Annotated in this window: 23 protein-coding genes and 4 pseudogenes; 20 read left to right on the forward strand and 7 right to left on the reverse strand. The window is 46.4% G+C overall.

Annotation, left to right across the window (positions count from 1 at the left end; genetic code table 11):
* Positions 1-29: 29 nt before the first annotated feature.
* Entirely contained in the window at positions 30-740 is a 711-nt protein-coding gene (locus AC1MDE_RS19605; protein ID WP_058959516.1) for a purine nucleoside phosphorylase YfiH/LACC1 family protein, read from the reverse strand.
* A gap of 109 nt (positions 741-849) precedes the next feature.
* On the opposite strand from AC1MDE_RS19605, the gene AC1MDE_RS19610 reads away from it, so the two are divergent.
* The 4 genes from AC1MDE_RS19610 to AC1MDE_RS19625 all read left to right on the forward strand — a co-directional run bounded on the left by AC1MDE_RS19610 (position 850) and on the right by AC1MDE_RS19625 (position 6,069).
* A complete protein-coding gene (locus tag AC1MDE_RS19610) occupies positions 850-1,659 on the forward strand; it encodes a 5'-nucleotidase, lipoprotein e(P4) family (RefSeq protein WP_480345000.1) in 810 nt (269 codons plus the stop codon).
* A gap of 580 nt (positions 1,660-2,239) precedes the next feature.
* A complete protein-coding gene (locus AC1MDE_RS19615; RefSeq protein WP_480345037.1) occupies positions 2,240-2,878 on the forward strand; it encodes a carbonic anhydrase in 639 nt (212 codons plus the stop codon).
* Positions 2,875-4,350, forward strand: a complete 1,476-nt coding sequence (locus tag AC1MDE_RS19620; RefSeq protein ID WP_058959514.1) for a SulP family inorganic anion transporter — start codon at positions 2,875-2,877, stop codon at positions 4,348-4,350. Before AC1MDE_RS19615 ends, AC1MDE_RS19620 begins: the two co-directional genes overlap by 4 nt.
* Before the next feature lie 294 nt (positions 4,351-4,644).
* Positions 4,645-6,069 carry a GGDEF domain-containing protein gene (locus tag AC1MDE_RS19625; RefSeq protein WP_480345001.1) on the forward strand — a complete coding sequence of 475 codons (1,425 nt, stop codon included), beginning with the start codon at positions 4,645-4,647 and terminating at the stop codon, positions 6,067-6,069.
* Between the two features lie 271 nt (positions 6,070-6,340).
* Here AC1MDE_RS19625 and ddlA read toward each other — a convergent pair whose 3' ends face one another.
* Positions 6,341-7,435: a D-alanine--D-alanine ligase gene (gene ddlA, locus AC1MDE_RS19630; RefSeq protein WP_058959512.1), complete on the reverse strand. Its 1,095-nt coding sequence runs from the start codon at positions 7,433-7,435 to the stop codon at positions 6,341-6,343.
* Positions 7,436-7,577: 142 nt separating this feature from the next.
* Here ddlA and AC1MDE_RS19635 point away from each other — a divergent pair, with 142 nt between their 5' ends.
* The 7 genes and pseudogenes from AC1MDE_RS19635 (at position 7,578) to AC1MDE_RS19665 (ending at position 15,864) form a co-directional block, all read left to right on the forward strand.
* Positions 7,578-8,321 carry an HAD-IIB family hydrolase gene (locus tag AC1MDE_RS19635; RefSeq protein ID WP_479414317.1) on the forward strand — a complete coding sequence of 248 codons (744 nt, stop codon included), beginning with the start codon at positions 7,578-7,580 and terminating at the stop codon, positions 8,319-8,321.
* Positions 8,322-8,626: 305 nt separating this feature from the next.
* Entirely contained in the window at positions 8,627-9,331 is a 705-nt protein-coding gene (locus tag AC1MDE_RS19640) for an MgtC/SapB family protein (protein WP_034828565.1), read from the forward strand.
* Positions 9,332-9,563: 232 nt separating this feature from the next.
* A pseudogene (locus AC1MDE_RS19645) lies at positions 9,564-10,415 on the forward strand (replication endonuclease); the annotation flags it as partial.
* A gap of 201 nt (positions 10,416-10,616) precedes the next feature.
* Positions 10,617-10,820: a hypothetical protein gene (locus AC1MDE_RS19650; RefSeq protein ID WP_480345002.1), complete on the forward strand. Its 204-nt coding sequence runs from the start codon at positions 10,617-10,619 to the stop codon at positions 10,818-10,820.
* A gap of 68 nt (positions 10,821-10,888) precedes the next feature.
* Positions 10,889-12,730 (forward strand): DUF4209 domain-containing protein, encoded by a 1,842-nt coding sequence (locus AC1MDE_RS19655; RefSeq protein ID WP_480345003.1) that lies wholly within the window; start codon positions 10,889-10,891, stop codon positions 12,728-12,730.
* 13 nt (positions 12,731-12,743) lie between these two features.
* Positions 12,744-14,834 carry a DUF3696 domain-containing protein gene (locus AC1MDE_RS19660; RefSeq protein ID WP_480345004.1) on the forward strand — a complete coding sequence of 697 codons (2,091 nt, stop codon included), beginning with the start codon at positions 12,744-12,746 and terminating at the stop codon, positions 14,832-14,834.
* 1 nt (position 14,835) lies between these two features.
* Entirely contained in the window at positions 14,836-15,864 is a 1,029-nt protein-coding gene (locus AC1MDE_RS19665) for a hypothetical protein (RefSeq protein WP_480345005.1), read from the forward strand.
* A 68-nt stretch (positions 15,865-15,932) separates the two neighbouring features.
* Here AC1MDE_RS19665 and AC1MDE_RS19670 read toward each other — a convergent pair.
* Positions 15,933-16,587 (reverse strand): annotated as a pseudogene (locus AC1MDE_RS19670) (phage portal protein); the annotation flags it as partial.
* Here AC1MDE_RS19670 and AC1MDE_RS19675 point away from each other — a divergent pair.
* The 5 genes and pseudogenes from AC1MDE_RS19675 (at position 16,577) to AC1MDE_RS19695 (ending at position 20,360) form a co-directional block, all read left to right on the forward strand.
* Positions 16,577-16,954 (forward strand): phage virion morphogenesis protein, encoded by a 378-nt coding sequence (locus AC1MDE_RS19675; protein ID WP_480345006.1) that lies wholly within the window; start codon positions 16,577-16,579, stop codon positions 16,952-16,954. The pseudogene AC1MDE_RS19670 and the gene AC1MDE_RS19675 overlap by 11 nt on opposite strands.
* Before the next feature lies 1 nt (position 16,955).
* Positions 16,956-18,248, forward strand: a complete 1,293-nt coding sequence (locus tag AC1MDE_RS19680; protein WP_480345007.1) for a DUF4062 domain-containing protein — start codon at positions 16,956-16,958, stop codon at positions 18,246-18,248.
* Positions 18,249-18,385: 137 nt separating this feature from the next.
* Positions 18,386-18,550: pseudogene (locus tag AC1MDE_RS19685) on the forward strand (phage baseplate assembly protein V); the annotation flags it as partial.
* Positions 18,551-18,885: 335 nt separating this feature from the next.
* Positions 18,886-20,073, forward strand: a pseudogene (locus AC1MDE_RS19690) (phage late control D family protein).
* Positions 20,074-20,141: 68 nt separating this feature from the next.
* A complete protein-coding gene (locus tag AC1MDE_RS19695) occupies positions 20,142-20,360 on the forward strand; it encodes an ogr/Delta-like zinc finger family protein (protein ID WP_480345008.1) in 219 nt (72 codons plus the stop codon).
* Between the two features lie 8 nt (positions 20,361-20,368).
* Here AC1MDE_RS19695 and AC1MDE_RS19700 read toward each other — a convergent pair whose 3' ends face one another.
* The 4 genes from AC1MDE_RS19700 to AC1MDE_RS19715 form a co-directional block, all read right to left on the reverse strand.
* Complete coding sequence (locus AC1MDE_RS19700) at positions 20,369-21,034, reverse strand: hypothetical protein (protein WP_480345009.1); 666 nt, start codon at positions 21,032-21,034, stop codon at positions 20,369-20,371.
* Positions 21,035-21,544: 510 nt separating this feature from the next.
* On the reverse strand, positions 21,545-22,540 hold the full coding sequence (locus tag AC1MDE_RS19705) for a hypothetical protein (protein ID WP_480345010.1): 996 nt from the start codon (positions 22,538-22,540) through the stop codon (positions 21,545-21,547).
* 2 nt (positions 22,541-22,542) lie between these two features.
* On the reverse strand, positions 22,543-23,559 hold the full coding sequence (locus tag AC1MDE_RS19710; protein ID WP_480345011.1) for a phage integrase: 1,017 nt from the start codon (positions 23,557-23,559) through the stop codon (positions 22,543-22,545).
* Positions 23,560-23,568: 9 nt separating this feature from the next.
* Positions 23,569-24,174: a phage repressor protein CI gene (locus AC1MDE_RS19715; RefSeq protein ID WP_480345012.1), complete on the reverse strand. Its 606-nt coding sequence runs from the start codon at positions 24,172-24,174 to the stop codon at positions 23,569-23,571.
* Positions 24,175-24,263: 89 nt separating this feature from the next.
* Here AC1MDE_RS19715 and AC1MDE_RS19720 point away from each other — a divergent pair, with 89 nt between their 5' ends.
* Genes AC1MDE_RS19720 through AC1MDE_RS19735 form a run of 4 tightly spaced genes read left to right on the forward strand, consistent with a single transcriptional unit; the run spans position 24,264 to position 25,540 of the window.
* A complete protein-coding gene (locus AC1MDE_RS19720) occupies positions 24,264-24,500 on the forward strand; it encodes a hypothetical protein (RefSeq protein ID WP_061720369.1) in 237 nt (78 codons plus the stop codon).
* Positions 24,501-24,534: 34 nt separating this feature from the next.
* On the forward strand, positions 24,535-25,044 hold the full coding sequence (locus AC1MDE_RS19725) for a phage regulatory CII family protein (RefSeq protein WP_480345013.1): 510 nt from the start codon (positions 24,535-24,537) through the stop codon (positions 25,042-25,044).
* Between the two features lie 2 nt (positions 25,045-25,046).
* Positions 25,047-25,238 (forward strand): phage filamentation protein Fil family protein, encoded by a 192-nt coding sequence (locus tag AC1MDE_RS19730; RefSeq protein ID WP_480345014.1) that lies wholly within the window; start codon positions 25,047-25,049, stop codon positions 25,236-25,238.
* On the forward strand, positions 25,202-25,540 hold the full coding sequence (locus tag AC1MDE_RS19735) for a DUF5347 family protein (protein WP_480345015.1): 339 nt from the start codon (positions 25,202-25,204) through the stop codon (positions 25,538-25,540). The genes AC1MDE_RS19730 and AC1MDE_RS19735 overlap by 37 nt, the downstream gene beginning before the upstream one ends.
* The last annotated feature ends 34 nt before the right edge of the window (positions 25,541-25,574 follow it).

The raw sequence follows: 25,574 nt of genomic DNA on the forward strand, positions 1-25,574 counted from the left end.
CAATGGGCTGCACAAGGACGTGCAGCCACTCAGTCGCGGCGACGAATCCACGAAAATCGCGATTGATAGCCGCTGTCAAAATGGGTGTTGTAGCGATAGCTCGATCCCGACTCCGCCATGCAATAAGTGCAGACGTTCAGCACCTCGATCTGTTCGGCAGGAATGCCACGCTGTAACAGCAACCCTCGCGCCAGATGCGGCAAATTAAACCACACGCCCTGATGATGCGCCCGCGCTTGCGGACGAATCGCCGCGCTATTGCGTGGTTGCTCGCTTGCCCACTGCAGCGCAGGTAAATCTGCACGTTGCTGCATCTGCGTCACCAAATCTTTGCCCAGCTCATAACAGCACGGACCAATCGCCGGGCCAATGGCGACATGCAGCGTTTCGGTGCGGGCGCCACGTTTGAGCAATCCGTCAATGGCACTGTTTAGCACTCCACTCAGCGTGCCTTTCAATCCGGCGTGCACTGCCGCCACCTGATGCTGCGCGCTATCAGCGAACAGTACCGGCAAACAGTCAGCGGTATACACCGCCACCGGCAGCTGGTTTTCCCCAATCACGCCATCGGACTCACAGCTTTTCGGCGGCAGGTTTTGGGTTGCTAGTACCACCTGGGCGCTATGGCGCTGCTGGCCATAGGCGGCATCCGCAGGCACCGGTTGGCCCGCAGGCTGAAAGGCATAATCGAGCCACGGCAGGGCATCAAGCAGCGTTGAACGCGGTCCGGCATGTGACATAAGTGTCTCCTTTGACAGGGCGGCAGCTTTCTTCTGCCCACAGCTTACGTTAACTGCTACATTTTTAAAGCTTTACACAAACTGACCATAATCACTTAAGGATGATCTGATGAAAAACACCTCTTTGCTTGCAGCGTCCGGCATTCTTGCGCTGCTGCTGACCGGGTGCGCGCAACCGGCCAAACAGCAGGCGCAGCAGCAGCTCGGCCAGCAATCGGTATTGGCAGTGAACTGGTTCCAGCAGTCCGGTGAGTATCAGGCATTAAGCTGGCAGGCGTTTAACACTGCGCGCATGGCGTTTGATGCTGCGCCATCGCTGTCGGGCAAGCCGAAAGCGGTGATCGTCGATCTCGATGAAACTATGATCGATAACAGTGCCTATAGCGCATGGCAGGCGAAAAACGGCCAGCCGTTCTCCGGCAAAACCTGGTCAGCCTGGACTCAGGCGCGTCAGGCCACCGCCGTGCCAGGCGCGGTGGAGTTCGCCAACTACGTCAACAGCCATGGCGGCACCCTGTTCTACGTCTCGAACCGCGACCAGAAGGATTACGCTGCGACGGTGGACAACCTCAACAAGCTGGGCTTCAGCGGCGTGAGTGACAAAACCGTGCGTCTCAGCACCGGAAACTCCAATAAGCAGGCGCGCTTCGATGCGATTAAAAACGCGGGCTACAACGTGGTGCTGTACGTGGGCGATAACCTGAATGACTTTGGCGGCGCGACCTGGCATCAGGGTAATGCACAGCGTCAGCAGTTCGTCAGCCTCAATCATCAGCATTTTGGTACGCAATTTATCGTGCTGCCTAACCCGCTGTACGGCGACTGGGAAAGCGGCATGGCGGAGAACTACAACAAACTGACGCCGGAACAACAGCTTCAGGTGCGTGAAGAACGCATGAAAGCGTGGAACGGTAAATAATTCGTCAAGCGAATTAGCGCCTGTTGCGGCAGGCGCGGTGATTTTTATTCAGGGCCAGTCATATTTACTTTTCATCGTCATTATTATTCTCCTTATTATTTTCCTGATCTCTTGCTTAATTACAGGCAAGCGATTGGCGGAAAATATCGCTATTCTGCTATTTACCCAGTGAATGACTCCAATCATAAATTTTATAATTAAGATTTTTCTCAACTCAAATCGTTCAATTCACCATACTAGTGCAAAGGCATGAAAAGACTACGTGTATATTTTTGTCGATTCATTCCAGATGCATAATTTAATATTCAAATTAATTACATGATTTACATAACAAATAGTGTTTTTTAATCAATTCTCTCGGCTTGCATTAAATTACTTTCAATCGACATTTCCTGACGTTTATTTTACAGGGAGTACGATTTTGTTGTGTGCGGAAATATTGATTGTGCAACCGCAAGCATTAGCAGCTATAAACAATTTATGTGAGGAAGCTCTGCTTTCATCCTCCATCGATCGTCTTAGCGGCGTTTAAAACCCTGTGACTTAGCCTGAAAGCGATATTTCTGGACGTAGAGAGAAGATAATTGTGACGACACTTAAACCCTTATTAGCGAAAAATCGCAGTTGGGCATTACAGCGCCGCGAGCGTAATCCAGATTATTTCAAACAATATCTGCATCAACAAAAACCGCATTCGTTGTGGATTGGCTGTTCCGATAGCCGTGTACCTGCCGAAGTGCTGACCGGCTCGCATCCCGGCGAACTCTTTGTGCATCGCAATATCGCCAATATGGTGGTGCCCGATGACGACAACCTGATGAGCGTGCTGCAATACGCGATTTTCTACCTCGGCGTGGAGCGCATTGTTCTGTGTGGCCACTACGGCTGCGGCGGCGTGCAGGCCGCGCTGGGGTTGCCCGCCAGCCCGCTGGCAAAAGAGGATTCGGCGCTGGCAAGACGCATCGCCGCGTTGCGCAGTGGCCTGCAACAAGGTCTGGTGGAATATCACGCCAGTGCTGAGGAAGAGGAGAGCAGTAAGCTCAACCGCTTAGTCGAAGCCAACGTCATCGCCCAGTTTGCTCAGTTAGTGGCATGTGAGCCAGTGCGACAGGCCTGGCAGGCCGGGCAATCGCTGGAAGTGTTTGGCTGCGTGTATGACCTGCAGTCGGGTCATCTGAAAGAGCTTACTCAGCAATCTGCAGAGGAATCGGTGCCATGAATCTGAACACGCTGCGTCAGGATATTCCCGCCGGTCTGGTGGTGTTTTTGGTGGCGCTGCCGCTGTGCCTTGGCATCGCGCAGGCCAGCGGTTTACCGCCGTTTGCCGGATTGCTCACCGGGGTGATCGGCGGCCTGCTGGTCACTTCACTGAGTCCCTCGCGTTTTGCCGTCAGCGGCCCGGCGGCAGGTTTGGTGACTATTGTGGTGGCCTCGATCCAGACGCTTGGCAGCTTCTCCGCTTTCCTCACCGCGCTGATTCTGGCGGGCGTGTTGCAGTGCCTGCTTGGTTTGCTGCGAGCCGGTCGCTTTATCTCGCTGGTGCCGGGCAGCGTCATCAAAGGGATGCTGGCGGCGATCGGTATTTTGCTGATCATGCAGCAGATCCCGGTGGCCTTCGGTGCCGCAGGTGACGCTGAGCTGGTATCGCTGGTGAATGGCGAATTTCAGTTTTCGCTAAGCGCGATGCTGGTGGCGGGCATCGGTCTGCTGATTCTCTGGCTGTGGACCACGCCGATAGTGAAATCGGTCAAGCTGCTTGGTTGGATTCCGGGCCCACTGGTGGCCGTGTTGTTCGGCTGCATGGCGACGGTGTTTGGCGATCGCCTGTTCCCGAGACTGGCGGAAGGGCTACCGCGTATTGCGTTGCCAGCCTTTGATAGCCTGTCAGCGCTGGCGGCGGAGCTGGAAACCCCGGACTGGCTGGTTTGGCAAAATCCTTCAGTCTGGGTGGTTGCCGTGACGCTGGCGCTGGTGGCAAGCCTGGAAACGCTGCTGAGTCAGGAGGCGCTGAAAAAACTGCGTCCGCAGCATCCGGCACCTTCGCCAAATAAAGAGATGTTCGCACAGGGCATCGGCAACCTGACTGCTGGTTTCCTTGGTGCGATGCCGATTACGGCGGTAATTGTGCGCAGTTCGGTGAATGTCAGCGTCGGGGCGCAGACCAAACTGTCGATTCTGATCCACGGCGCGCTGTTGCTGATCTGCGGCTTGTGGTTCAGCGATCTGCTCAACGCCATTCCTCTAGCCAGCCTTGCCGCTGTCTTGCTGTATACCGGCTATAAGCTGGCAACGCCGCGTCTGTTCATTGAGCAGTTCCGCATGGGCGCTCAGCAGTACGTGCCGTTCCTCGCCACCATCGGCGGCATTATTGTGTTCGGCATGCTGGCCGGGATTGGTATCGGTATCGCCACGCAGATTCTGTATAGCATCTACAAAAGCCACCGCAACGCGCTGCAGCTTACCCGCTATGACGATCACTACGTGTTGCGCTTCCAGCAAAATCTCACCTTTATGCACAACCCAAAACTGCAGGGATTACTGGCGGAGATCCCGGAAAACAGCACGGTGATTGTCGATCACGATAACGCCGAGTATCTGGATCCGGACGTCAAAGCAGTGCTACAGGATTTCGGCGAAAACGCGCGCGATCGTGGTATTCGTCTGAGTCAGTGGCCCGTTGCGGTTAAATAGCACTAACGCTTTGCTGAAAAAATGGTTTTTCGCGTAAAAATCGGATATCTCGGATATCCGATTTTTTTATTTGCAGGGCATAATTGCAGCAGCTCTCATCCTTGTTTCTCGGGTTTCAACCCTGCTAGCGCGCTCGCATCTCGCCGATCCGGCGCATTGAGTGCCGCCCAGTCGCAGAGTAGGATGACGAACACTCGCTTAATTGCCGAATCATCGCACAGTTATTTCAGGTTAAATGCTTGCTGATGCCCGTGGGCAAGAGGCAGCGATTTCCAGGTTACAGGGTTCAGACGTATGCGCGTTAAGCTGTTTGCTGAGAATAATTTAAAAAAGAATGCACTCTCGCTGTTCCTGATTACGCTTTTCTTCTGCTTTATTGGCAGTCATCTGCGCATTCCGGAGGAGTTCTCCCTGTTTTGGCCGGTGAACGCGCTGATTGCCGGTTTAATGGTGCGAAATCCTTTCCTGCATACCACGTCCAGCTATCTGGTGTGCTTTGCCGCGATGATTTTTAACGACACGGTGTTCTCCGGCTGGGCGCTGCCTGCGGTAACCGTAAACTTCGCCAATATCCTGTTTATCCTCGTTTCAGTTAGCATGTTGATCAAACACCTGCAGCCACCTTCGGCCAACAGCCAGGTGTTCAACGCCATGCGCATCTTCCCGGCCTGTTTCCTCGGTGCCGCAGCCTGTGCCTCCTGGGGCGCTTGGGCGCAGGACATCGATTTCAACGCGCGTTTCGTGGTGGCGTGGGGCGACTGGTTTAGCGAACAGTTCTCGACCTCACTGATGCTGCTGCCGGTGATGCTGGCGCGCTCCTTGCGAAACGTCTCACCGCGCACCTTGCTGCATCCCGGCAAACTGTTGCCGCTGGCGGCAGTGGTGCTGTCACTGACCATGGGGGCGATGATTGGCGGGGCAGGTAGCTTAACCTTCCCGGTGCCGGCGCTGATCTGGTGCGCCATCGTGTTACCGATTCCTGTTACAAGCCTGGTGATCCTGATTACCGGCATCACTGAGATCGTTCTCGTATCTCACGGCGTAATGAATATTCAGGGCGATGACGCACTGCTGCCGATCAGCCATCTCACCTCGGCGCGACTGGGTGTGGCAACCGTGGCACTCAGCCCGCTGCTGGTGGCAGTGAGTATGGATGCGATTCGCCAGCTCAATCATCGTCTGGCGCTGCGGGCGAATTTCGATTTCCTCACCCAACTGCTGTCGCGTTCCGGCCTGTATGAAAGCCTGAAACAGGAGCCGTTCTCTTTACAGCGTGAAGCGGGCGTGGTGATGCTGGATGTCGACTATTTCAAAGCGATTAACGACAACTTTGGCCACGATGCCGGTGATGGCGTGCTGGAAGAGATTGCGCGCCGCATGCAACGCGTGGTGGGCAATCGCGGCATGGTGTGTCGCTTTGGTGGTGAAGAGTTTGTGGTGGTGGTGTTCGACTACAGCCATCTGCAACTTTACCAGCTGGCCGAAGCGATTCGTCAGGCGATGGTCAAAGAGAAGTTTTGGATTCAGGGCAACACGGTGACGGTCACCGCCAGTTTAGGCCTGGCGCGCGGCAGTGCGCAGAGTGAGCGGGAATGGCCGGGCGTGATTAACCGTCTGGTGTCGGCAGCGGATAAAAATCTCTACCTCTCGAAACGCAATGGCCGTAACCAAACCTCTCCAGTGATGGAGCCGCGCAGCATGGTGAATGACGTGGCGTGAAGTGCGTGATGGTCGCCATGAGTGGCGACCATAGGATGGCTTGATGCTGGGTTGTTTTGGTCGCCATGAGTGGCGACCATAGGATGGCTTGATGCTGGGTTGTTTTGGTCGCCGTGAATGACGACCTTACGATGGCTTGGTGCTGGTTTTTTCGGTCGCAATTGATGACAACCTCACAACTGCCTGACGCTAATTTGTTTCGATCGCCATCAATGACAAACCTGTTTAGCCGTTGTAGGGTGCGCATTCATGCGCACCTGGAAATTGATGGTTAAACGCTGCTTTTTAGCTTGCTGCTCTGCTGATGGCGTTGCTGCGCCAGCTCAATCAAGCGCGTAATCAAATCGCTGTAGCTTAATCCTGCCGCCTGCCACAACTTCGGATACATGCTGATATTGGTAAAGCCCGGCAGGGTATTCACCTCGTTCACCACGATCTCGCCGCTCTCGGTCAGGAACACATCAACGCGTGCCATACCAAAGCACTCCAGCGCCTGGAACGCGCGAATCGCCACGGCCCGAATTGCTTCGCTGTGTTCTTCACTGATGGCAGCGGGCACCACCACTTGGGCACCGTCGGCGCTGATGTATTTGGTGTCGTAGGAGTAAAAGGCATCATGCACCACCACTTCGCCACACGGGCTGGCTTCGGGCTCATCGTTGCCCAGCACCGCACACTCAATCTCGCGGCCTTTGATGCCTTGCTCAATCAGCACTTTGCGATCGAAGGTAAAGGCCAGATCCAGCGCCGCCGCCAGATCGTCGATATGATCCACTTTGCTGACACCGACAGACGATCCCTGATTGGCGGGCTTGATAAACAGCGGTAATCCGAACTGATCGATCACGGCTTGCGCATCCAGACGTGCGCGCTGTGCCTGCGTCACGCTGATCCACGGCGCGACTTCTAAGCCCGCATCGCGCAGCAAACGCTTGGTGAAATCTTTGTCCATGCTCACCGCTGAGCCCAGCACATCCGATCCGACAAACGGCAGATTCGCCATGCGCAACAAGCCCTGCAGCGAACCATCTTCACCCAGGGTGCCGTGCACGATCGGGAAGATCACATCCAGCTGTGACAGTGGCTGCGCCTGCTGACGGGTGATCAGCTGCTGCGAAGCACTGCCCGGCACCAGCGCGACGTTTTCACCTGAGCGATTCAGGGCAATCAACGCCGGATTATCGGCATTGAGCAGAAAACCGGAAGCATCATTCAGATGCCATTCACCCTGTTTATCGATGCCCAGCAGCACCACCTCGTATTTGCTCTTATCGATGGCTTCGAGGATGTTTTTCGCTGATTGTAACGACACTTCATGCTCAGCCGATTTACCACCAAACACGATTCCTACACGTTGTTTTGCCATTGGTCTTGATCCGATTGCGGTATAGCGAGTGGGTAAGATAGCACGGTCAGATTCAGCTCAGACAGCCTGAGTTTTACATGGCAATCAGGAGGTGATATTTTCGCCAGCGGCTAATGATGGCCAACGAATTAAGGATGATTTGATGGGTATTTACGTATTCGATATTGATGGCACCATCTCAAAAGGTGGCTTAAAAGTGGAGCCTGAACTCTGCCAGAGCCTTGCCAGATTACAGCAACAACATCAGTTAATTTTTGCCTCCGCCAGACCCGTGCGCGATATGCTACCGATGCTCTCTGAAGAACTGCATACGGCAACCTTTATTGGCTGCAATGGCGGCATGGCGTATCAGGCGGGTGAAATTAAAACCAGTCATACACTCAATCCCGCTTTTGTGAAGCAGGTTGTGCACCATCTGGTCGCTCTGGACATCCCTTATGTGCTGGATGGCGAATGGAGTTTTTCGTTCTCCAGTCGAACGCATCCATTCCATGAATACATCCGCTCGCTCAGCAGTGAAGAGATTAGCGAACAAGCATTAATGGAAGAGGGCGTGACGAAAATCCTGATGCTTTCAGACGCGCACAAAGCATCAGTCATGGCATTGATTGAAGCTGAAGATGTCAGTGTGCACACCCATCGCAGCGATGGTTTCTACGACATCACGCCACAGGGGAATAATAAACACCGCGCCCTGAGCGAGTTGATTGGCAGCGAGAAATATACCGCGTTTGGTAACGATCAAAATGATTTCATCATGCTTAGTCATGCGGAAGTCGCCGTATTTATCGGCGAGGAAAAGGATTTTCCTCACGCCACGCATTACATCGAAATGGAGGCGATTCCTGAGCTGTTAATGCAGCTTGAGAGCGATGCAACTGCGTAAACATTTGATAAACAGAAGCGCAGTTGGATAGCAATTAACCGGCGCGAGGTTTACAATCGCGCCGAATTTTACCCAAGAGGATAACTGCATTGGACACCTGTCCCGAACGATTACAAAAGGTCCCTGCGGTAAGATAGCCTTCAACGCTGTCTTAACCGTGCGTTAAGACGGTGGATTTCCTTCCAGAATCTCCCCCTGTTTTTTTGCGTGATGCTGCTGAGTTTCAGCGGTAGCGGCACCGGCTGTAATCCATTTATTACCCCCCTGAAGTTCCGCCTGCCTGAAGCAGCGGAGTGAGGTTTATGATGGATTGGAAAATCTTTTTACTGCGCGTCACCGTCGCGCTGGTTCTGGGTGCGCTGATTGGCAGCGAGCGCCAGCTTCGCCAACGTATGACCGGTTTGCGCACCAATGCGCTGGTTAGCACTGGCGCCTGTTTATTTGTTTTGATGACGCAAAGCGTACCCGGCATCGCCACCGATGCCTCACGCGTAGCGGCCTATGTGGTTTCTGGCATCGGCTTCCTCGGCGGCGGGGTGATCATGCGCGACGGTCTTAACGTGCGCGGCCTGAATACCGCCGCAACGCTATGGTGCACCGCCGCCGTGGGTGTGCTGTGCAGCATGGGATTGCTGCTGGAAGCGGCGATTGGCTGCATGGTGATTCTGTGCGCCAATATTCTGCTGCGCGATTTGGCGCAGGGGATTAATCGCCAGAGCCTGGTGCCTGCGGAGGAAGTGGTGCAGCACTACAAAGTACAGATCATCTGTCTGGCGCAGGATGAAGTGCAGGTGCGCAGCCTGATGTTGCATAGCCTTGGCGGCAGCGGATTACGCCTACAATCACTGCACAGCGAGGATATGAATCCGCCACATCGAATGGAGGTCAATGCGGAAGTGCTGGGAAAACCGAGCATGACGGATCAGCTGGAGAGTCTGGTGGGACGGATTAGCCTGGAGAAGGGCGTGAGTTCGGTGCGGTGGCAGGTTTGTGGGTTGGAAGGGGAGTGATGGATTAGGTTACGACTTTCAGGCCTTATCAAGTTGAGTGGCGCTATCATTGATGATTTGGGTTGGATGTTAAAAGCGAGTGCTGACAGATGGTGTTGGAAACATTCAATACCATCTGTTGTATTTGATGTAGATGAAGGAAACAACGATCATCCAGGATATGCTAAGGAAAGCCGCGTAATTTGGAATATAGCGGACGAAAATGTAGATCCCTGCTACAACAGCTGCGAGGGGGATGAAGTTGAAGGAGACTGCCCCGGCGGCTTCCGTATGGGCTGCATGCTGGCACATTCGACAGTTCCAGTTTGTCGGCGGCGCGCCGGTCATCGTTTATCGCGAATTGCGCCGCATGGCTGACAGCGAAACTGCTCACGGATTGAGCGTTGAGTTTGCTGCTGCGCATGACGCTGCTGATGCTGGCGATTGGGCAGGCTATTTCAACGCGCAGGGCGGTCCGTTCGTCCGCCGTGATGATCTGGCAGTGCGCACCTGGCATCAGGCAAGCGACGACGTTAACGAGTACGGAGAAGAAACAGTACGGATCAAGGGTGTGTATGCAACCGAAGTCGGTGAAGACACGCCAATCCTTACCCGTCTGGCACAGTGGAAGATCGTTTAGAAGCGTGTCGTTGAATTTGATTTTGACCTTCAGGACGCGCCCGCGTCCTCTCGGAGTTCTCTCAATAACTGTACGGGAGGTTTGAGATCTGAGGATTCGAACCCGCCGGAAAGTTTCGACAAAATCGACCTGGATGGCATGAGTAAGAAAGAACGGCGCCAGCTTCTTGCCCGGATAAAGGCAGAGCAACCCAAAAAGCGGCATAAGAAGTTACGGCGATCGGACAAAATCGAGGCGGCTTGCGACAACGTTATTAGCCAGGTGAGAGATTTATGAGGTGAAACAATCAGTCGCGGATTGGTTGTGTGCCTTATTGGTGGTACGCAAACAGAGATTGCAGGCCGAATGCTCTACAGTTCGGCCTATGGCTACCTGTTCCGACCCAAAATAGAGCGTAAGACTACTGGCATATTAGAGCGATTTAACCGATTGGCAGATCAATTTAGAGCAAAAAACGCTCAGTAATCGACTGAAGTTAGCATAAACAGGGCAAATTTTGGTTAAACCACTGTGGTTATACAGTCTAATAGCCGCTGTGGTTATGTAGGGAAAAAGGGTTTCATATCATGAGGATAAAGGCATGTTTCTGCTGCAACATTTTACTTTCGATAACTTTAGTTGCTATTGATCTGTATGGATGAACAGTGGTTTCGGTGGGGAGGGCGCGTGGATAACGAATCACAAGAGCGGCTTATGCTTGAGCGGGTTGAGTTGATTGCTCGACTTACTAGTAAAGGGATGTGCAAAGAAAGCGATAGGGAGATTGCGCTAAACCTCATAGCTGAAATCGCTAGCAATAGTGCGATCGCTAATAAACAGTTTTCAATCGTTTTTTCGGCTATACCTCTTGAAAGTGTCTCTAAAAGTTGATTGCAAATGGCTCCTGACTTAAATTAATAATAAAATTGATGAATTTTTGTATGTGGCAAGGTGGTTACATGGCTAAGGAAAATGGATTTTCAATAGGTTCTGATGATGTTACTAAAAGCAAAATTGAAATGATTTTGCAAACTCCTAATTTTTTCTCGCATTACGAGCTGGAATCACATTTCTATAAGTTATCAAAAGAATTTAAAGATAGTGGAGAACTTCACTCGTGGAGAGTAAGTTATTTACTTTATGCTATATTTACCTTCAGCTTTTCCAAATCTGGTGGAATAGTAGGGTTTGAACCTAAAGCTATTCTCTATCCTAACCGAAGTTATAGGCCATCGGATGTTAATGAGCAATTTGAAGCCGCATTGAATGCGATTGCTAAGATTAGCGATAATCATTTTGTCAATGCTAGAATATACGATATTCTTTGGTCAAATAACAGACGAGATTTAAATTCCGCCAAATATGCAATAAATGCTTATGCAAAGGTAATCGACGAAGCGACCGTACAGTTGGCAAAATTAAAAAATGATAATAGCTTACCTTTGTTTGATATAGTTGACCTTTTAGAAAGAGCCTTAACTATCTCAGCAATGGTGAATGGTAGAAAAAAAGAGCTAGATGAAGTGATTACTATCTCTGCAATCTCATTGTATAAGGAGTTGGTAGGTCTTAATATATTTAATGGCTTTTACAGATTGACGCACACTTTATTTTTTTATGATTTATACAACACTGTGGATTTGGCATTTAATGCTGAGTCAATAGCTGATGTATATATCAACGAAAGTTTTTTTGATGCTGTTAAGCGATTGTTTTCATTGGGTGCTATTCTGTATGAAAGAGCGGGAGATAGTGAGTCATCTAAGAGATGTAAACTAAAGTCTGCTGAGATTACACTTAGTCAAACTAATTACGCTCAATCTGCAAGTTTAAAGGCTCATTGGTTCAGGCAATCTATCGGTGAGTTCAGAAGTATAGGTGGCATGGAAGAGAAAATAAAGCACATTAGAAATGAACTTGAAAGTATAAGAGATGCTATTAATGATGATATGCATCTATTTTCTGTTTCATCAGATCTAACTGATGTAGTTGAAGAAACATATAATATATATGAAGAACTAAACTTTTCAGATGTATTGAAGGTTCTTATACAGAGATTTAAATGCCCTAGCATTGAAAAAATAATTGAACAGGCAAAAGTTGATGCGAAGCAGTTTGCTTTTTTAAGTATGTCTTCGCAGAATATTTTTGATGATAAAGGAAGGGTCATTGCAGTAGTTCCAGCATTGAACACTTACGGAGAAATTCCAAAGGAAACGGCAATATTAAACTTTCTTCGAAATTATCATTTAGAACATCTAATTTATGTTTGTGGCGAGTTTGAAATTGTTAGAAAACAGGTGGTTCGATTTGCGGTGTTAAACGAAAATTCATTTGATGCTATAACGCATCAGAGTCCTTTCGTTCCCCCAGGCTATGTTGAAATTTTCTCGAAAGGATTCTATAAACTTTGGCAAGGGGATTATATTTCGGCTTGTTATATATTGATACCTCAACTCGAAAACTCTATTCGCTGGGTTCTTGAGTCAAGGAATATGGAAACGACGAAGATAGATCCAAGGCTTTTAGAAGAGGCAACAAGCATTACACAAATGTTAAATAACTTTAAGGAAGAGCTTGAGTCGATATTTGGTGCAGATATTGTACTTACGATGGATTTATTGTTTAACAAAAAGGGTGGGCCGGCACTTAGGCATCAGTTGGCTCATGGTCGCTTAACTTCCAATCACTGCAACGCTTCTACGTCAATTTTTGCGTGCTGCTTTATTTTTTACCTAACCAGCCTACCTCTCTACCGCGTTTGGGATGAGGCTATCGGCCCTCATATACGTTTCAGATAACTGTGCATGCTCAATGCGCATGATATTGCATGATGAAAATAAACTCAAAATTGCTAGGGATGCCAGTTGGGATGCGGACTTGACAGAGCAATGCAACTGCATGAAAAGCGCCCAACAAAGCGGGCAGGCGTGGCGGGGAAAGCATTGCGCGCACTGGCAAAGAACAGTAATCTATATAAAACTCTTCGCAAGGGAAAAAGTTATGCTTAACGAGTTATTTATCAAAAATTTTAAATCTATTGAAATGCAAAAACCGGTCAAGTTGAATCCCTTTTCAATTTTATGTGGTTCGAATAGCAGTGGTAAAAGCTCTTTAATTCAGGCTATTTTAATGCTGAGCCAAAGCTTCTCCAATAGATACCAAGAGGACTCAATTACTCTTAATGGCCCTTTAGTAAGGCTTGGTTCATTTGAAGATATTAAGAAGCATTCATCGAATGATGAGAAAATAACTTTTGCATTCTCCCTTCCAGTTAATGATAGGTTTTTCGGCAAGGGTAACAATAGGATATTTACTTCAGAAATATCAATAGGTTATAGAAGCAAAAAATCAAGTAGAAGAGAAGAGGAATATCACCCATTAATTCTAAGTAATAGCGTAAGCTTATCAGTATTAGATGAATTTGGGAATAGTATAGAGACGGATAAGGTTGTAATTTCTCTCAATGAAAAAAGCAATCGAGAAAATTATTATTCTGTTGAATGTTTTGATACGTCTGAAAAAAACAGAATTGCATTAGACTATCCAGACTACCGAATAATAGGTTGCAAAGGTGATTTAATACCCAGTACCATTGAAATAGAGTATGACTACATAAAGAAAGTTAGCTCCTTGATTATAAATGATTTAACCGATAACTCTCAACAAAAAAGGGTAGTGCGAAAAGAAGCGGTTGAAAAGGAACTTAGTGTATTGCCTAGATCATTCTTGCTGCAATTAGTTGACTTAATAAAAACTGAACGTCAAGAAATGTACGACTCGATATCTGTACCTTCAAATATTTTCAGCCCTAAAGAATATGAAGATAGTATGGTTGATAGAGACGCAATTATCAAACAAATTAAAGATGACGTCGTCGATTCAACGTACATTCTAAAACCAAATTTAATGCCGAGAGCATTTTTTCGGGATGAATACATCTCATTAAGTGACTGGAAATTATTTGCATCCAACCTCGAAGGCAGAGTAAAAAAGAATTTATATGAATTAATAGATAAAAACAGGAATTTTTTGAAAGATAAGTGGTGTGAATTAATGCCAGCGCGACGTGAGCGCACTGCATTTACTTCACATGTTTTTTTGGAGTTGGAGCAAATACTTAGCTTTTATTTCACGCGCTCTGTTAAATATCTAGGCCCATTAAGAATGGAGCCTCAAGCAATTTACTCTTCCTTAGGACATTACGATCCGAATTCTGTCGGGCTTAAAGGTGAATTCACGGCTGCGGTTTTACATAAATATAGGGAGAAAGCTGTTACTTATTTATCACCTAGAAATGTTGATGGTGAGTTATTCTTTGAGAAAAGAATGAAGCCATTAAAAACAGCATGTCTTGAATGGCTAAATTATCTAGGGGTAATTGAAGATTTTCATACGCGTGACAGGGGGAAGTTAGGTTACGAAATTAATGTAAAAATCAACAAAAATGAATCATGGCAAGATCTGACCCATGTGGGGGTTGGTGTTAGTCAAGTTTTACCAATCGTATTGATGTTTTTGTTATCTGACGAAGACGAAATTTTAATATTTGAACAACCGGAACTTCATTTACATCCTCAAGTACAGTCTCGCTTGTGTGATCTATTTATTGCGCTAGCTGAATCACGTAGGCAGTGTATTATCGAAACTCATAGTGAGTACATGATAAACCGACTCCGTTTGAGAGTTGCCCAGGAAGATAAGACATCAATCAAAGATGAAACATCACTTTACTTTATCACTAAAGAGAATGGTTATTCAGAATTCCTACCAGTTTTGATAAATAAATACGGGAGCGTAATTGAATGGCCAAAAGACTTCTTCGATCAAACAGACCGTGAAATCGAAAGGATCCTTTATGAGGCAAGTTTGAAAAGAAGAAGGGAAAGGGAGAGCGGTGAATAGTATGAATGGAGTGATTAACTTTGAATATTTAATTTCAGCTGCCCTTTACGATCCTGAGTATTTTAATAGGGCGGTTCAGGGGTTGAGGTTATTGACAGAGATTTACTCTGAGGACTTGGATTTTATTTTTGTTGAAAGGGATATAATTATAAAAATGCAAGATTATGGTTATTATCCAAGTAAAAGCATTTTTCAAAGAGTTTTAGCAAAATTAGACGAAGAGCCTGTTTTTGGTACAGATGATATTGTGAGAATGGTCAACGTATTTTTGAGTAAGGCTGTCCAATTTGATGAAAATAAAGTCACTCAGTTAATCGACTGGGAAAAAGACGCAACTCCTAAAAATAATATATGTTCTCTTTCAGATGGCAGAGCGAAGGATGTTATTGAGCAGCTTTTAGTGCATGCAATATCTAATCGATTTTCAAAAGAAAAAACCAGTATATTATATTATCAATCAGCTAATCCTTTGGGGAAGGCTAATGTTGTTTTTGAAGGGGAGATAAAAGATGCATTTCCACCATTGCAAGGCTGTGAAAATATATTTTCTTCTTCTGTTGATATATTTTCAAGCATTGAGGATTACTTGCTTCAATTAGATGGATATAAACTATATAAAGAATCACTAACCACCTCAGACTACAAGCTGTCATTTTTCATTGGTGCTAGGCGATTAATAAAAGATAAGAGCTTAAGTAGCAAAGTAGAATGGGATGATTTTAAGGTAGGTGATTCATTTATTGATTCATTAATTGAAAATGAAGCTAATGGTGATAGGAGATACAGCTCCACAACCTACGAGTCAATAATAAATTTCTTGGCAAAAACTGGGAAGTCTGAAATAAATTTCTTTTATCGTAGCGATAACCCTACCGAACCCAGGAAAGTTGAGCATTTTACTGCTTATAGAACACACATAACCAAAGCGGGACGTGCATTGAGGCTTTTAACTTGGAAAAATGACAAAAACAATAGTTGGATAATTTCAAATATTGGAAATAAAGATGAGCTATATATATCTAACCCATGAACCATTTGCCGCCTTTGGGCGGAAAAGATTTCAAAGAAAACAGCTTTAATTTAAAATTATTCATTTTTTCACAATGAATAGTTTTCGAAAGTTATTACATCTAACCCTAACCACTCACTCATTTATTTCTTTCATTCTATCTTGTAAAGGTGTGAGCTCATTCCTAACAAAAACTTGCGCCGCTTTTACCGCATCCCCAAACCCGCCCGTATTATCCGGGATGATGTCCATCATTTGCGGTGGTACTTGATGTGCGCTTAACAGATCATCGCGGCTGGCCTTCTTGATGTTAAAGAAGTCGTCTTTCGTCGCAACTTCGCTGAGTGGCAGAATCTTGATGCCGTCGGGCTTACCGTTGGGTGCGTACATAAACAGGTTGCGGAAGTTGCCGATCCCTTTCGTGTCGCGCATCGCCTGTCGCATCCGGTCGATATCGCTGCTGCTCTGCGCGGCGTCAGTCATATAAAGGATGTAACCCGCGTGCGCGCCATTCTGGTAATACTTGCGGCGGAACAGCGTAGCCGACTCATTCAGCCAGGCAGAGTTAAGCGCGCTGAGATATTCCGGCAGGCCGTACAGCTCCTGATTGATATCCGGCTCAATCAGGTGGAAAACCTGATCTGCCTCAAACTGATGCGCCTCTTTCCACTCGTTGACAAACCAGCACACGCCATTCTGCACGCCGCGGCGCGTATACTTTGCTGGTGAAGAGATGGCGCGCAGCATTGCTAAGAAGCTTCGCGCCAGCCAGCAGCAGAACATCAAGCGCCTGCAGGCTGCAGACGGCACCCCGTTTAAGCCGCGTAAGACGCAGCCCATTCGCAGCAAAAAGGGCCGCGTCAAGCGTGAAATGTTCGCCAAACTCCGCACCGCTAAATACATGAAAGCACAGTCAACCTCTGACGAGGCGGTGGTCGAATTCACCGGGCGCGTGCAAAGAATGGTGCGTGTTCATCATTTTGGCCTTCGGGATCGGGCATGCCGGAACGGTAAACAGATGCAATATGAATCACGCCCATTGCTAGGAATCAACAAGGAGGATATAAATACAATAGAATTGCTAATAAATAGCCAATTGATGAAGGTTTAAAATGGATGACTCAAAATATCAAATTTTTGTAAGTTCAACTTATGAAGATTTAATCTTACATCGAAAAAAAGTGATTGAGACGGTGCTTAGCCTCTACCATTTCCCAGTAGGCATGGAGATGTTCAGCGCCGATGATGCTGAGCAATGGGATATTATCAGGGAAACAATTGATGTTAGTGATTACTATATTATTATAATAGGTCACAGGTATGGCTCAACCTCAAATCATGGTCTGAGCTACACGGAAATGGAATATGATTATGCAAAAAGCTTGGGCATACCTATTTTAGCTTTTGTTAGAAACAGAGATGTCGCTATAACAAGTAGTGAGCGTGAAAATGATCCAGATAAACTAAATAAACTTGAGAGGTTTATAGCCAAGGCAAAATCAAATAAAATGTGTGATTTTTGGGACGGTATTGATGACTTAGCTACTAAGGTTGCGATAGCCTTGCCCAAGGTCATGCGAAGAACTCCACGCACGGGTTGGGTTCGTGCTAATGACATGGATGTGAGAAAAGTTTCGCAAGAGCTAGCTAGACTCTCAGCAGAAAACAACGAGCTTAGAGAAAAAGTAGAAAAGTTTGAGGCGGCGTCTGGTTTAGAAAATGATTTTTTAAAGGTTGATTTTATATCAGAAGAAGAGTTAAGTTTTACTTTTAAGGAATATAAGGAGTGGATTGCACTTCCAGAAAGGATAGATTATCAAAGGTTAGATGAAAGAGAAAAAGAACTTATACCCCGTCGAATTATTGATGACTTCAATGACAGCATTCCAACCCAAGATGAAGTTGATAAGTATATAAAATATAAGACTTACTATCATAACTATACAGCAAGATCCAAGGAGTTTAGCCTTAAGGTATTCAATTCAGGTATTAAGCCAGCTAATAACGTAACGGTTTTCATCAACTGCCCTGATTTTCTGTGTGTAATGAAAAAGGAAGATGCTGAAAAATTTTATGAGCCGAGCCTTTATATTCCTGATTCGCCGATTAAAAACATTGGTTCAATCTCATCTAATTCAATAATATCAAGGTTTGCAGCTATAAATGCGTCATTGTTCAATACTCCTTTAGGAAGAAGTAGTAACAAGCAATGGCATGAACTGCCTAAGAGCGAGTCTGATATTATTCGTTATGAACATTCAAAGCTATTACAATCTTTAATGATTAATTTTGAGACTTTTGTCTTTATTCCTACGGCGGTTGGTGAGGGTGAGATTATTTGTCAATGGATTTGTGAAGAACTACCTAAGCCAATGTTGAAAAAAATAAAAGTAACTGTTTCATAATCCTTAAATATGAGGTCATAAGAAATCTGGTATGTTTCACGTGATCTCTTCCCTTCATCTTTTAATCATTCGTTTGTTCATATCTCAGCAAACTTAGTTGAGTTGTTTAAGCTAAGCGACATCTTCATTCTTAGCTCATGAACGAACAAATCGCCGAAATCCTGCGCCTGCTGCGCAATCTGATCCGCATCGGAACCGTGTCCGCCGTAAATTTGGACGACGGGTTATGCCGCGTGGATACAGGGAATAACACGACTAACTGGCTGCACTGGCTGTTTGCCCGTGCGGGTAACCGACGGAGCAATTTCACTCCTGACTGTGCGACTTCTGGCTGATCAGGGAATGGCGTGGCCTTTGATTGGTGGCAAGCGGCATGATTTACGGCATGTACGCTGTTGAGGCTATTTCAAACACGCACAGCGAGTGTTTGCCTGACGGCACCGCCAGCAAAATCATGTTTACCCCGAGCCTCAAGCGCGTGGATGAATCACTCACGTCGATGTTTGGGGATCTGAACAAACAGGCCAGCGGGTTAATCAGCGGCGTCAGCAATTTGCCTGGTCAAATCACGTCGGCTATTGACAGCGTGAGGTCTGCAGCAGGCAGTCTGGTCTCGAAAGCGGGGGGGGCTATTAGGATGACTGGTATCAGTGGACTGCCAGTGCAAATGGGCGCCCGACTCACGCCTGATTTTATGCTCAAGTTAGACTCAAAAGACATTACCACCAATATCAAAGACCTGCTGATATCGCTAACTCTGACGGATAATCGCGGATTTGAGGCCGACCAGTTGGACATTGAATCGGACGACACAGACGGCAATCTGTAAATGCCGGTGCGTGGCGCTGTGGCGACTTTGTTCCTGGGCTGGAAAGGACAGACGCTTATCGGTAAGGGTAGTTTTACCGTTGATGAAGTAGAGCATCACGGCGCGCCGGATACGATGGCCATTCGTGCCCGCAGCGCAGATTTTCGCGGCACGCTCAATTCCCGTCGTGAGGTGTCATATCACGATACCACGCTCGGCGACATTGTGGCGCAGATTGCTGGGCGAAATAACCTACAGTCCATGCTGGCAGGCTGGTTTGCCGGGATTGCTGTGGCGCATATCGATCAGACACAGGAGACCGACGCAAAGTTTCTGACACGATTTGCCACTATTTATGGTGCAGTCGCAGCGGTGAAAGCTGGCAGGCTGGTATTTATCAATCCGGGGAACGGAGTAACCATCAGCGGAAAGCCCATCCCTCAGATGACAATTACACGTAAAGATGGCGACCGGCACAGCTTCAGCATTGTAGACCGTGGAGCCTTTACCGGCGTATCGGCGAGTTGGTTGCACACAAAAAATCCAAAGCCGAAAAAAGTAAAATTACAGCGCAAGCCAAAAGAGCGACACCTGCGTGCTCTTGAGCATCCGGCGGCGAAAAAGACCAAGGCTAAAGCCGTAAAAACGCCAGAGGCAAAAGAGGGGGATTATCTGGCAGGCAGTGAGGATAATGTGTTTGCGCTGACTACAGTTTACTCCAGTAAAGCAACCGCGATGCGCGCGGCTAAAGCAAAGTGGGAAAAGTTACAACGCGGTGTGGCTGAGTTTTCGCTAACGCTGGCTATGGGCAGAGCAGACCTGTACCCGGAGACGCCGATAAAAGTCAGCGGGTTCAAATCCGTGTTCGATGCACAGCCCTGGCTTATCAGCAAGGCTACACACAGTCTTTACAGTGGAGGCTATACGACACAACTCGATTTTGAGGTATTGCTATCGGATTTAGAGTATCAAGCGCTAGATGATGGTGAAGATTCAGAGGGTGATGATTCACAATAAGTGAATTTTGCTGCTCTTTTTGTGAGTTTGGAGTATTAAACCTACGAGCCAACAGGGAGACGCCACCGATGATGAATTGTCCGCTATGCCAGACCGCCGCACACGCCAAGAGCAGCAGATATATTTCTAAAGAAACCAAAGAGCGCTATCACCAATGTCAGAATATTAATTGCAGTTGCTCATTCAAAACTCATGAGACATTGGCGATGATTATAGTTACACCGGGAAGAGTTAACCCGGTGCCACTTTATTCGGAATTTGGTAGCAAACCTTCATTACTTCATTAAGCAAGAAGTTAGCGTAATCTTGGTTTTACTTCTTCTAACCCTGTGCAATATTTGTATAGGGTTTTTATGCTTTTCTCAACTTCCACGATAACTTCAAGCCCGTATCCAGATAGACCTAACATCGCGTTACTGGTTCCAATCAGTTCTTCAGTGTGCTCAATGTCTATTAATGAGTTTCTCAGGTGTTCAAGCTCGATTGCCGCATCATTTGCGGCATCAAGCATCTTATAAAATTCAGCATCGACTTTGGCTACGTCCAAGAGGTGTTTTGAAATTATATTTGTATGTACTTTAGGCACCATCCCACCATATGAGATGCCATCAGGTGTATGGTTGATAATTTGATACCGATCATCCCTAATCGATTGTGTAACTATTAAAAATTTGAAAGGGCACTCTAGTTGATTAGATTCGTATGGTTGAAAATGCTTAAAAATTTTTTTTAGGCTGCAACTCAGATGCCAGTTTAATTCGCATTCTCGCGCAATAATCTTCTTTAAGGCGGCTATTTCATTCTTTTTAGTTTTCTTTTTTCTACCATACTCTAAGCATTCCTTAGAAAAAAATAAGGTGATTGCGATCACTGCGGATGCAGGGATAAGCCCTCCTTGAGAGGCCCACGTCCAAAAACTGTCAGCCTGCTCATAGATGAAATCGAAAATTTCAATCGCCATTCTATCGCCACCTAAAATGCAGTAAACAAAAAAACCACCTTATAAGGTGGCTCAAGTGCATGATTTTGATAAAAGAATTTGGTGGCCCCTGCTGGGTTTGAACCAGCGACCAAGCGATTATGAGTCCCAATTTGAAGCGAGTTAAATCAGTAACTTACTGATTTTTATCTTTTCTTTAGGCCGAGTAGTGATGAAAAGTGGCACATAGCGTTGCGCTCTGCTGCCACTTTGCTGCCGATTTCATTGCGTTACCATGTGGATTATGTGGAGGGTAAAAGAGTATATTTATTATAAAATTATGAATTAAAAAAATGGTAACTGATGTCTGAATTAAGCGATGAAATATCTCACTCGCTGATTAGTTTAGTCTTATTTTGACAGGAGTTTATTAAAAAATTGACGGGGGAGAGTGTTTTTGTGGTCCTGTTTTTTATTTGACGATTGATATGTAAATTTATCATCTTGATGGTTAATGGGTGGTTTATTACAACGCACCCAACTAACACATTTTTAGGAAATGCTTTTGTTAGGTGTTTCTTTCTTAATCTCGAATTTTCCACCTTTGAACATTATGTTAGAGTCTTTAATTCCATATAAGAGCATCTCATAAGGATGACTTATTTTTTGTTCCTTATTTGCTATTCCTGAGTTCATTAATTGTAATAATGCTACGTGATGTTCGTTTATACCCGCTTCAATTATCTTGTCTACCATGTTGTTAACTTGCTCTCGTTTTAAGAAATCCTCTCTTAAGGAAAGTAAAGTCAAGCTCCTTGCATTGCAAAATTTTATCATATAAACAACAAATGAACCAAATCCAATGTAGGATAGAGACAGGGCTAAATAAATATTCGAAGAATTGTCAACGCCCTTTCCAGCCATTAAAAATATCAACAATCCGAAAAAATAAATAACGTTCACAATAATAAACATGTTACTAACCAGAGCTTTAGTGCTTCTAGTTGCGTCATATTCTTTTTCTAAATGTTCAAGGAAGGAAGATGTCCTTACTAAATCTAATTTTTCACATACATCTTTCTCAAGAGATTTATAATACTCATTGTTGCTGATTAGTTTTTTAGTTGTATCATCTAAGTTTTTAGCTAAAGAGTTAGTAATGTCATCTTTAATTTTACTTTCAGAAAGTGCTTTGGATATTTCATTGTTTGTTATTTCTTTTTCTTTTTCTTCTATTGTTTTTTTGATTTTTTCCTTATAGTTTTCAAAATGTTCTTCGCTACTTTCATCTAATAGGATTTGCCTGATTTGAGATTTCATCTCGTCATCTTCAATCTTTTTATTATTGTTATTGAAATTTTCGGGTTTATTAGAAACTCTGATAGGTCCACGATATCTATCTTGACCAAGATCCAAAAGATTTTTAGTGAAAAACTTAAAGAATATATTTAAAGATAACGCGATGCTAATAGATATTATTAGAGTTATAAGCATAGACAAAGGTGAGCTTGAAATGACATTAATAATTTCAGTAATAGTCTGCTGCATCGTTATTCCATTATTTCCAGAGGGTTATAAAACATCGCTTCAGAAAGGTAGTCGGGTGCAAAGTGCGCGTAGCGCATCGTCACCTTAATATCCGTGTGCCCCAAAATCCGCTGAAGCACTAGAATGTTGCCGCCATTCATCATGAAATGAGACGCAAAGGTATGCCGCAAAACATGCGTCAATTGCCCGGCAGGTGTCTCGATACCGGCGCGTTGCATGGCCTTTCTAAAGGCTGAATAGCATGGTTTAAAGAGCACCTGCGCTTTCCTGCTGGATGGCAGTTCAGCCTGCAATTTTTCAGTTATCGGCACCGCTCGGTTTTTCTTGCCTTTAGTTTTAACGTAGATGATCTGACCGGCGCGGATTTGGTTCCCCTTCAAGCCTTCGGCCTCACTCCATCGTGCGCCAGTTGCCAGGCAGATTTTCACAATGGTAGTTAAATCCTTAGAACGGCTCTTCTCACATTCGGCGAGGAGGGTTCTAATTTCCTCAATGGTCAGATATGCCATCTCCGATTCACTGATTTTAAACTCGCGCACGTTTTCTAACGGATTTGGGGCGGTCCATTCATCCAACCGGCGCAGTTCATTAAACATCGCCCGGAAGTACGCCAGCTCTAAATTCACCGTGCGCGGCGTTACCGTCTTCACTCGACTTGAGCGGGTGATCTTCCCGCTTAACCGCTGCTCGCGATAAGACGCAAAAATTTTCGCGTTAAACTCGATTGCGAGTGGGTTTCCCATCGCCTCGCAGGCGAACGCCATTGTGGTTCGCCGCTTCTCACCATCCGCCAACGTAATGCCATGCGTGTTGAACCACAATTCAACCAGCTCAATTACCCGCCGCTTATCTACTTTCTCTCCCAGCCAGGGCTTATCTTGAGCCTGCTCTTTTACGAACTTCTCATAGGATTGTGCTTCGCCCTTCGTCGCAAACTGGCGGCGAATCCTTTTGCCGTCACGACCGTTTGGGAAAACCTGCGCTTGCCATTTCCCGTTGGGTAATTTGTTTATCGCCATGCTTCGCCTTTAAAGGTACTCAGTGCGGGCAACGACTTTGCCCAAAACCTTGATGTCGTCTGCCTTGCATTCAAATGAGGCTTTACCATTCTCAACGCGGATGCGCCCGCCGGGAAAACGGTACAGCTCTTTAACGCTAATGAGCTTATCAATCTCGATGAGCCACAGCCCGTCGGTGATTTCTGCAGCGGTCATATCAACCAGGTAATTCTGTTTCTCGAAATGTACTAACAGTGGAGCTTTAACATCACTTGGTAAGAGCTGAGCGTCATATTCAACCCAATCAGATGATGAGAAATTCCCATTTGTGATTTTTCTGAGTTCGATTTTGGTTGATGGCTGATCTTGATTTGTGATGTACGAATCACCGCGTCCATATGTCAGCCACTCAAGGGAAGTACCGGTTTCCATCGAGCAAATCAGAACCCAATCAGCAGGAAAGTTCCCACGCATTATGCGGTTAGCCATAGTGCTTTGAGACACATCTAAGTGCCGACACAGCGCCTGTCTAGATGCAAAACCGTATGCCTGAACGATGCGCTCAATGGGATCTTTACCACCCTCTGGTAAAGTTGGAGCTTTACGACTCGTAAAATCTTTCGTTGACCTTTCCAATTTGTGATCCTAATATTCACTCGTCGTATCAAGACGTGTTTAATAGTGATAAATAGAGTTGGCTAGAACTCAACAGAGGATAGTGCATCATGACCCGTAAACTTTCAATGCGCCCATCAATCAATCTCGTGATTTCAGAACCGTACATTACTGTCGAAGAGTTCTGCCGTCGCACTGGTTACAAGAAAGGAACTGTTCGCCAGATGTACCGCGAAAACCGCCTACCTATCAGGAATAAGGATGGGGTTAACGGCCTCATCGAGATCAACATGCTTGCCCTAATTATCGAAGCAGCAGCCGGTCATGAAATCACAATGCAGGCTTAATGCATCCATATTGGGATAACGTGAGGTATTAAGCATGTTTGATTTCATTGTCTCCACACATAGCCATTTTGATGATGCGTGCCGCGCATTTGCTGCGAAACACAACATCATACAGTTGGCTAAAAAGGCGGGGCTTAATCCGCAAACTATCCGTAACAAGCTTAACCCGGAGCAGGTCCATCAGCTTACTGTTCGTGAAATGCTGATCCTGACCGACCTTACGGAAGACTCAACGCTGGTTGATGGTGCATTGGCTCAACTTCATTGCCTGCCATGCGTGCCAGTCAATGAGGTATCACAGGAGAACTTACCGGCTTATGTTCTCAAAGCTACCGCCGAAGTAGGGCAGTTAGCCGCTGACATTGTGAGCCAGAAGAAATTTACCTCGGCCTGCCTGCGCGGATTTGTGCAGAACGTTAACGCCGGCATTCGCTGTCTGACCTTAGCTGCAATAGCCGTTCAAACTCGTGTGCATTCAAACCCTGCAATGGCTGGCACTGCAGATGTGTTAAGCGGTATCGGCGCATCAATAGGGGTTGTGTAGTTATGGCGTTTTCAGTTGCGCCGCTTCTAAAACGGCAAAGCCCTTCACACTCATTCGGCCACGGCTGGATCGCAGCTGAAAATGGCAGGCGCTGGCATCCGGCAAACTCTCAAGCCGAACTGCTGGCAGGTTTAACCGGTAACAGGAAAAAAGCGACATGGCTTACAAAGCTGAAAGCATTACTGTTCAAATGAGCGCCGGGCAGCGAGCGAGCGCGCTTAATCATATCGCCGCACTTCGCACCATGATGTACGGCGATTGCGGTAATGAACTAAAGCGGTTCATCAGTGATATGCGTAATACTCGTGATCCACAGTACGAACAAAATAACCGAGCGATGAGCGCCATTTTCTTTTTGGCAAACATCAATAAAGAACGTCACAACGTTGAATACAGTGAATTGACGAGTGGCGAAATTACCGCGCTGATAGGTGCAATGAATCACTTTCGCGCAGTCGTGAGTTTATTTCCCAAGAAGCTAACGCTTCCAAATTAATTAACCCAAAGAAATTAAATGGCGTAAACCCGCC

Source organism: Pantoea folii (genome assembly GCF_056678875.1).

Bases quoted from the DNA above. Each gene is read 5' to 3' on its own strand.
- AC1MDE_RS19605 (WP_058959516.1), bottom strand. From the start codon at position 740: ATGTCACATGCCGGACCGCGTTCAACGCTGCTTGATGCCCTGCCGTGG.
- AC1MDE_RS19610 (WP_480345000.1), top strand. From the start codon at position 850: ATGAAAAACACCTCTTTGCTTGCAGCGTCCGGCATTCTTGCGCTGCTG.
- AC1MDE_RS19620 (WP_058959514.1), top strand. From the start codon at position 2,875: ATGAATCTGAACACGCTGCGTCAGGATATTCCCGCCGGTCTGGTGGTG.
- AC1MDE_RS19625 (WP_480345001.1), top strand. From the start codon at position 4,645: ATGCGCGTTAAGCTGTTTGCTGAGAATAATTTAAAAAAGAATGCACTC.
- ddlA (WP_058959512.1), bottom strand. From the start codon at position 7,435: ATGGCAAAACAACGTGTAGGAATCGTGTTTGGTGGTAAATCGGCTGAG.
- AC1MDE_RS19635 (WP_479414317.1), top strand. From the start codon at position 7,578: ATGGGTATTTACGTATTCGATATTGATGGCACCATCTCAAAAGGTGGC.
- AC1MDE_RS19640 (WP_034828565.1), top strand. From the start codon at position 8,627: ATGGATTGGAAAATCTTTTTACTGCGCGTCACCGTCGCGCTGGTTCTG.
- AC1MDE_RS19655 (WP_480345003.1), top strand. From the start codon at position 10,889: ATGGCTAAGGAAAATGGATTTTCAATAGGTTCTGATGATGTTACTAAA.
- AC1MDE_RS19660 (WP_480345004.1), top strand. From the start codon at position 12,744: ATGCGCATGATATTGCATGATGAAAATAAACTCAAAATTGCTAGGGAT.
- AC1MDE_RS19665 (WP_480345005.1), top strand. From the start codon at position 14,836: ATGAATGGAGTGATTAACTTTGAATATTTAATTTCAGCTGCCCTTTAC.
- AC1MDE_RS19675 (WP_480345006.1), top strand. From the start codon at position 16,577: ATGGCGCGCAGCATTGCTAAGAAGCTTCGCGCCAGCCAGCAGCAGAAC.
- AC1MDE_RS19680 (WP_480345007.1), top strand. From the start codon at position 16,956: ATGGATGACTCAAAATATCAAATTTTTGTAAGTTCAACTTATGAAGAT.
- AC1MDE_RS19695 (WP_480345008.1), top strand. From the start codon at position 20,142: ATGATGAATTGTCCGCTATGCCAGACCGCCGCACACGCCAAGAGCAGC.
- AC1MDE_RS19700 (WP_480345009.1), bottom strand. From the start codon at position 21,034: ATGGCGATTGAAATTTTCGATTTCATCTATGAGCAGGCTGACAGTTTT.
- AC1MDE_RS19705 (WP_480345010.1), bottom strand. From the start codon at position 22,540: ATGCAGCAGACTATTACTGAAATTATTAATGTCATTTCAAGCTCACCT.
- AC1MDE_RS19710 (WP_480345011.1), bottom strand. From the start codon at position 23,559: ATGGCGATAAACAAATTACCCAACGGGAAATGGCAAGCGCAGGTTTTC.
- AC1MDE_RS19720 (WP_061720369.1), top strand. From the start codon at position 24,264: ATGACCCGTAAACTTTCAATGCGCCCATCAATCAATCTCGTGATTTCA.
- AC1MDE_RS19725 (WP_480345013.1), top strand. From the start codon at position 24,535: ATGTTTGATTTCATTGTCTCCACACATAGCCATTTTGATGATGCGTGC.
- AC1MDE_RS19730 (WP_480345014.1), top strand. From the start codon at position 25,047: ATGGCGTTTTCAGTTGCGCCGCTTCTAAAACGGCAAAGCCCTTCACAC.
- AC1MDE_RS19735 (WP_480345015.1), top strand. From the start codon at position 25,202: ATGGCTTACAAAGCTGAAAGCATTACTGTTCAAATGAGCGCCGGGCAG.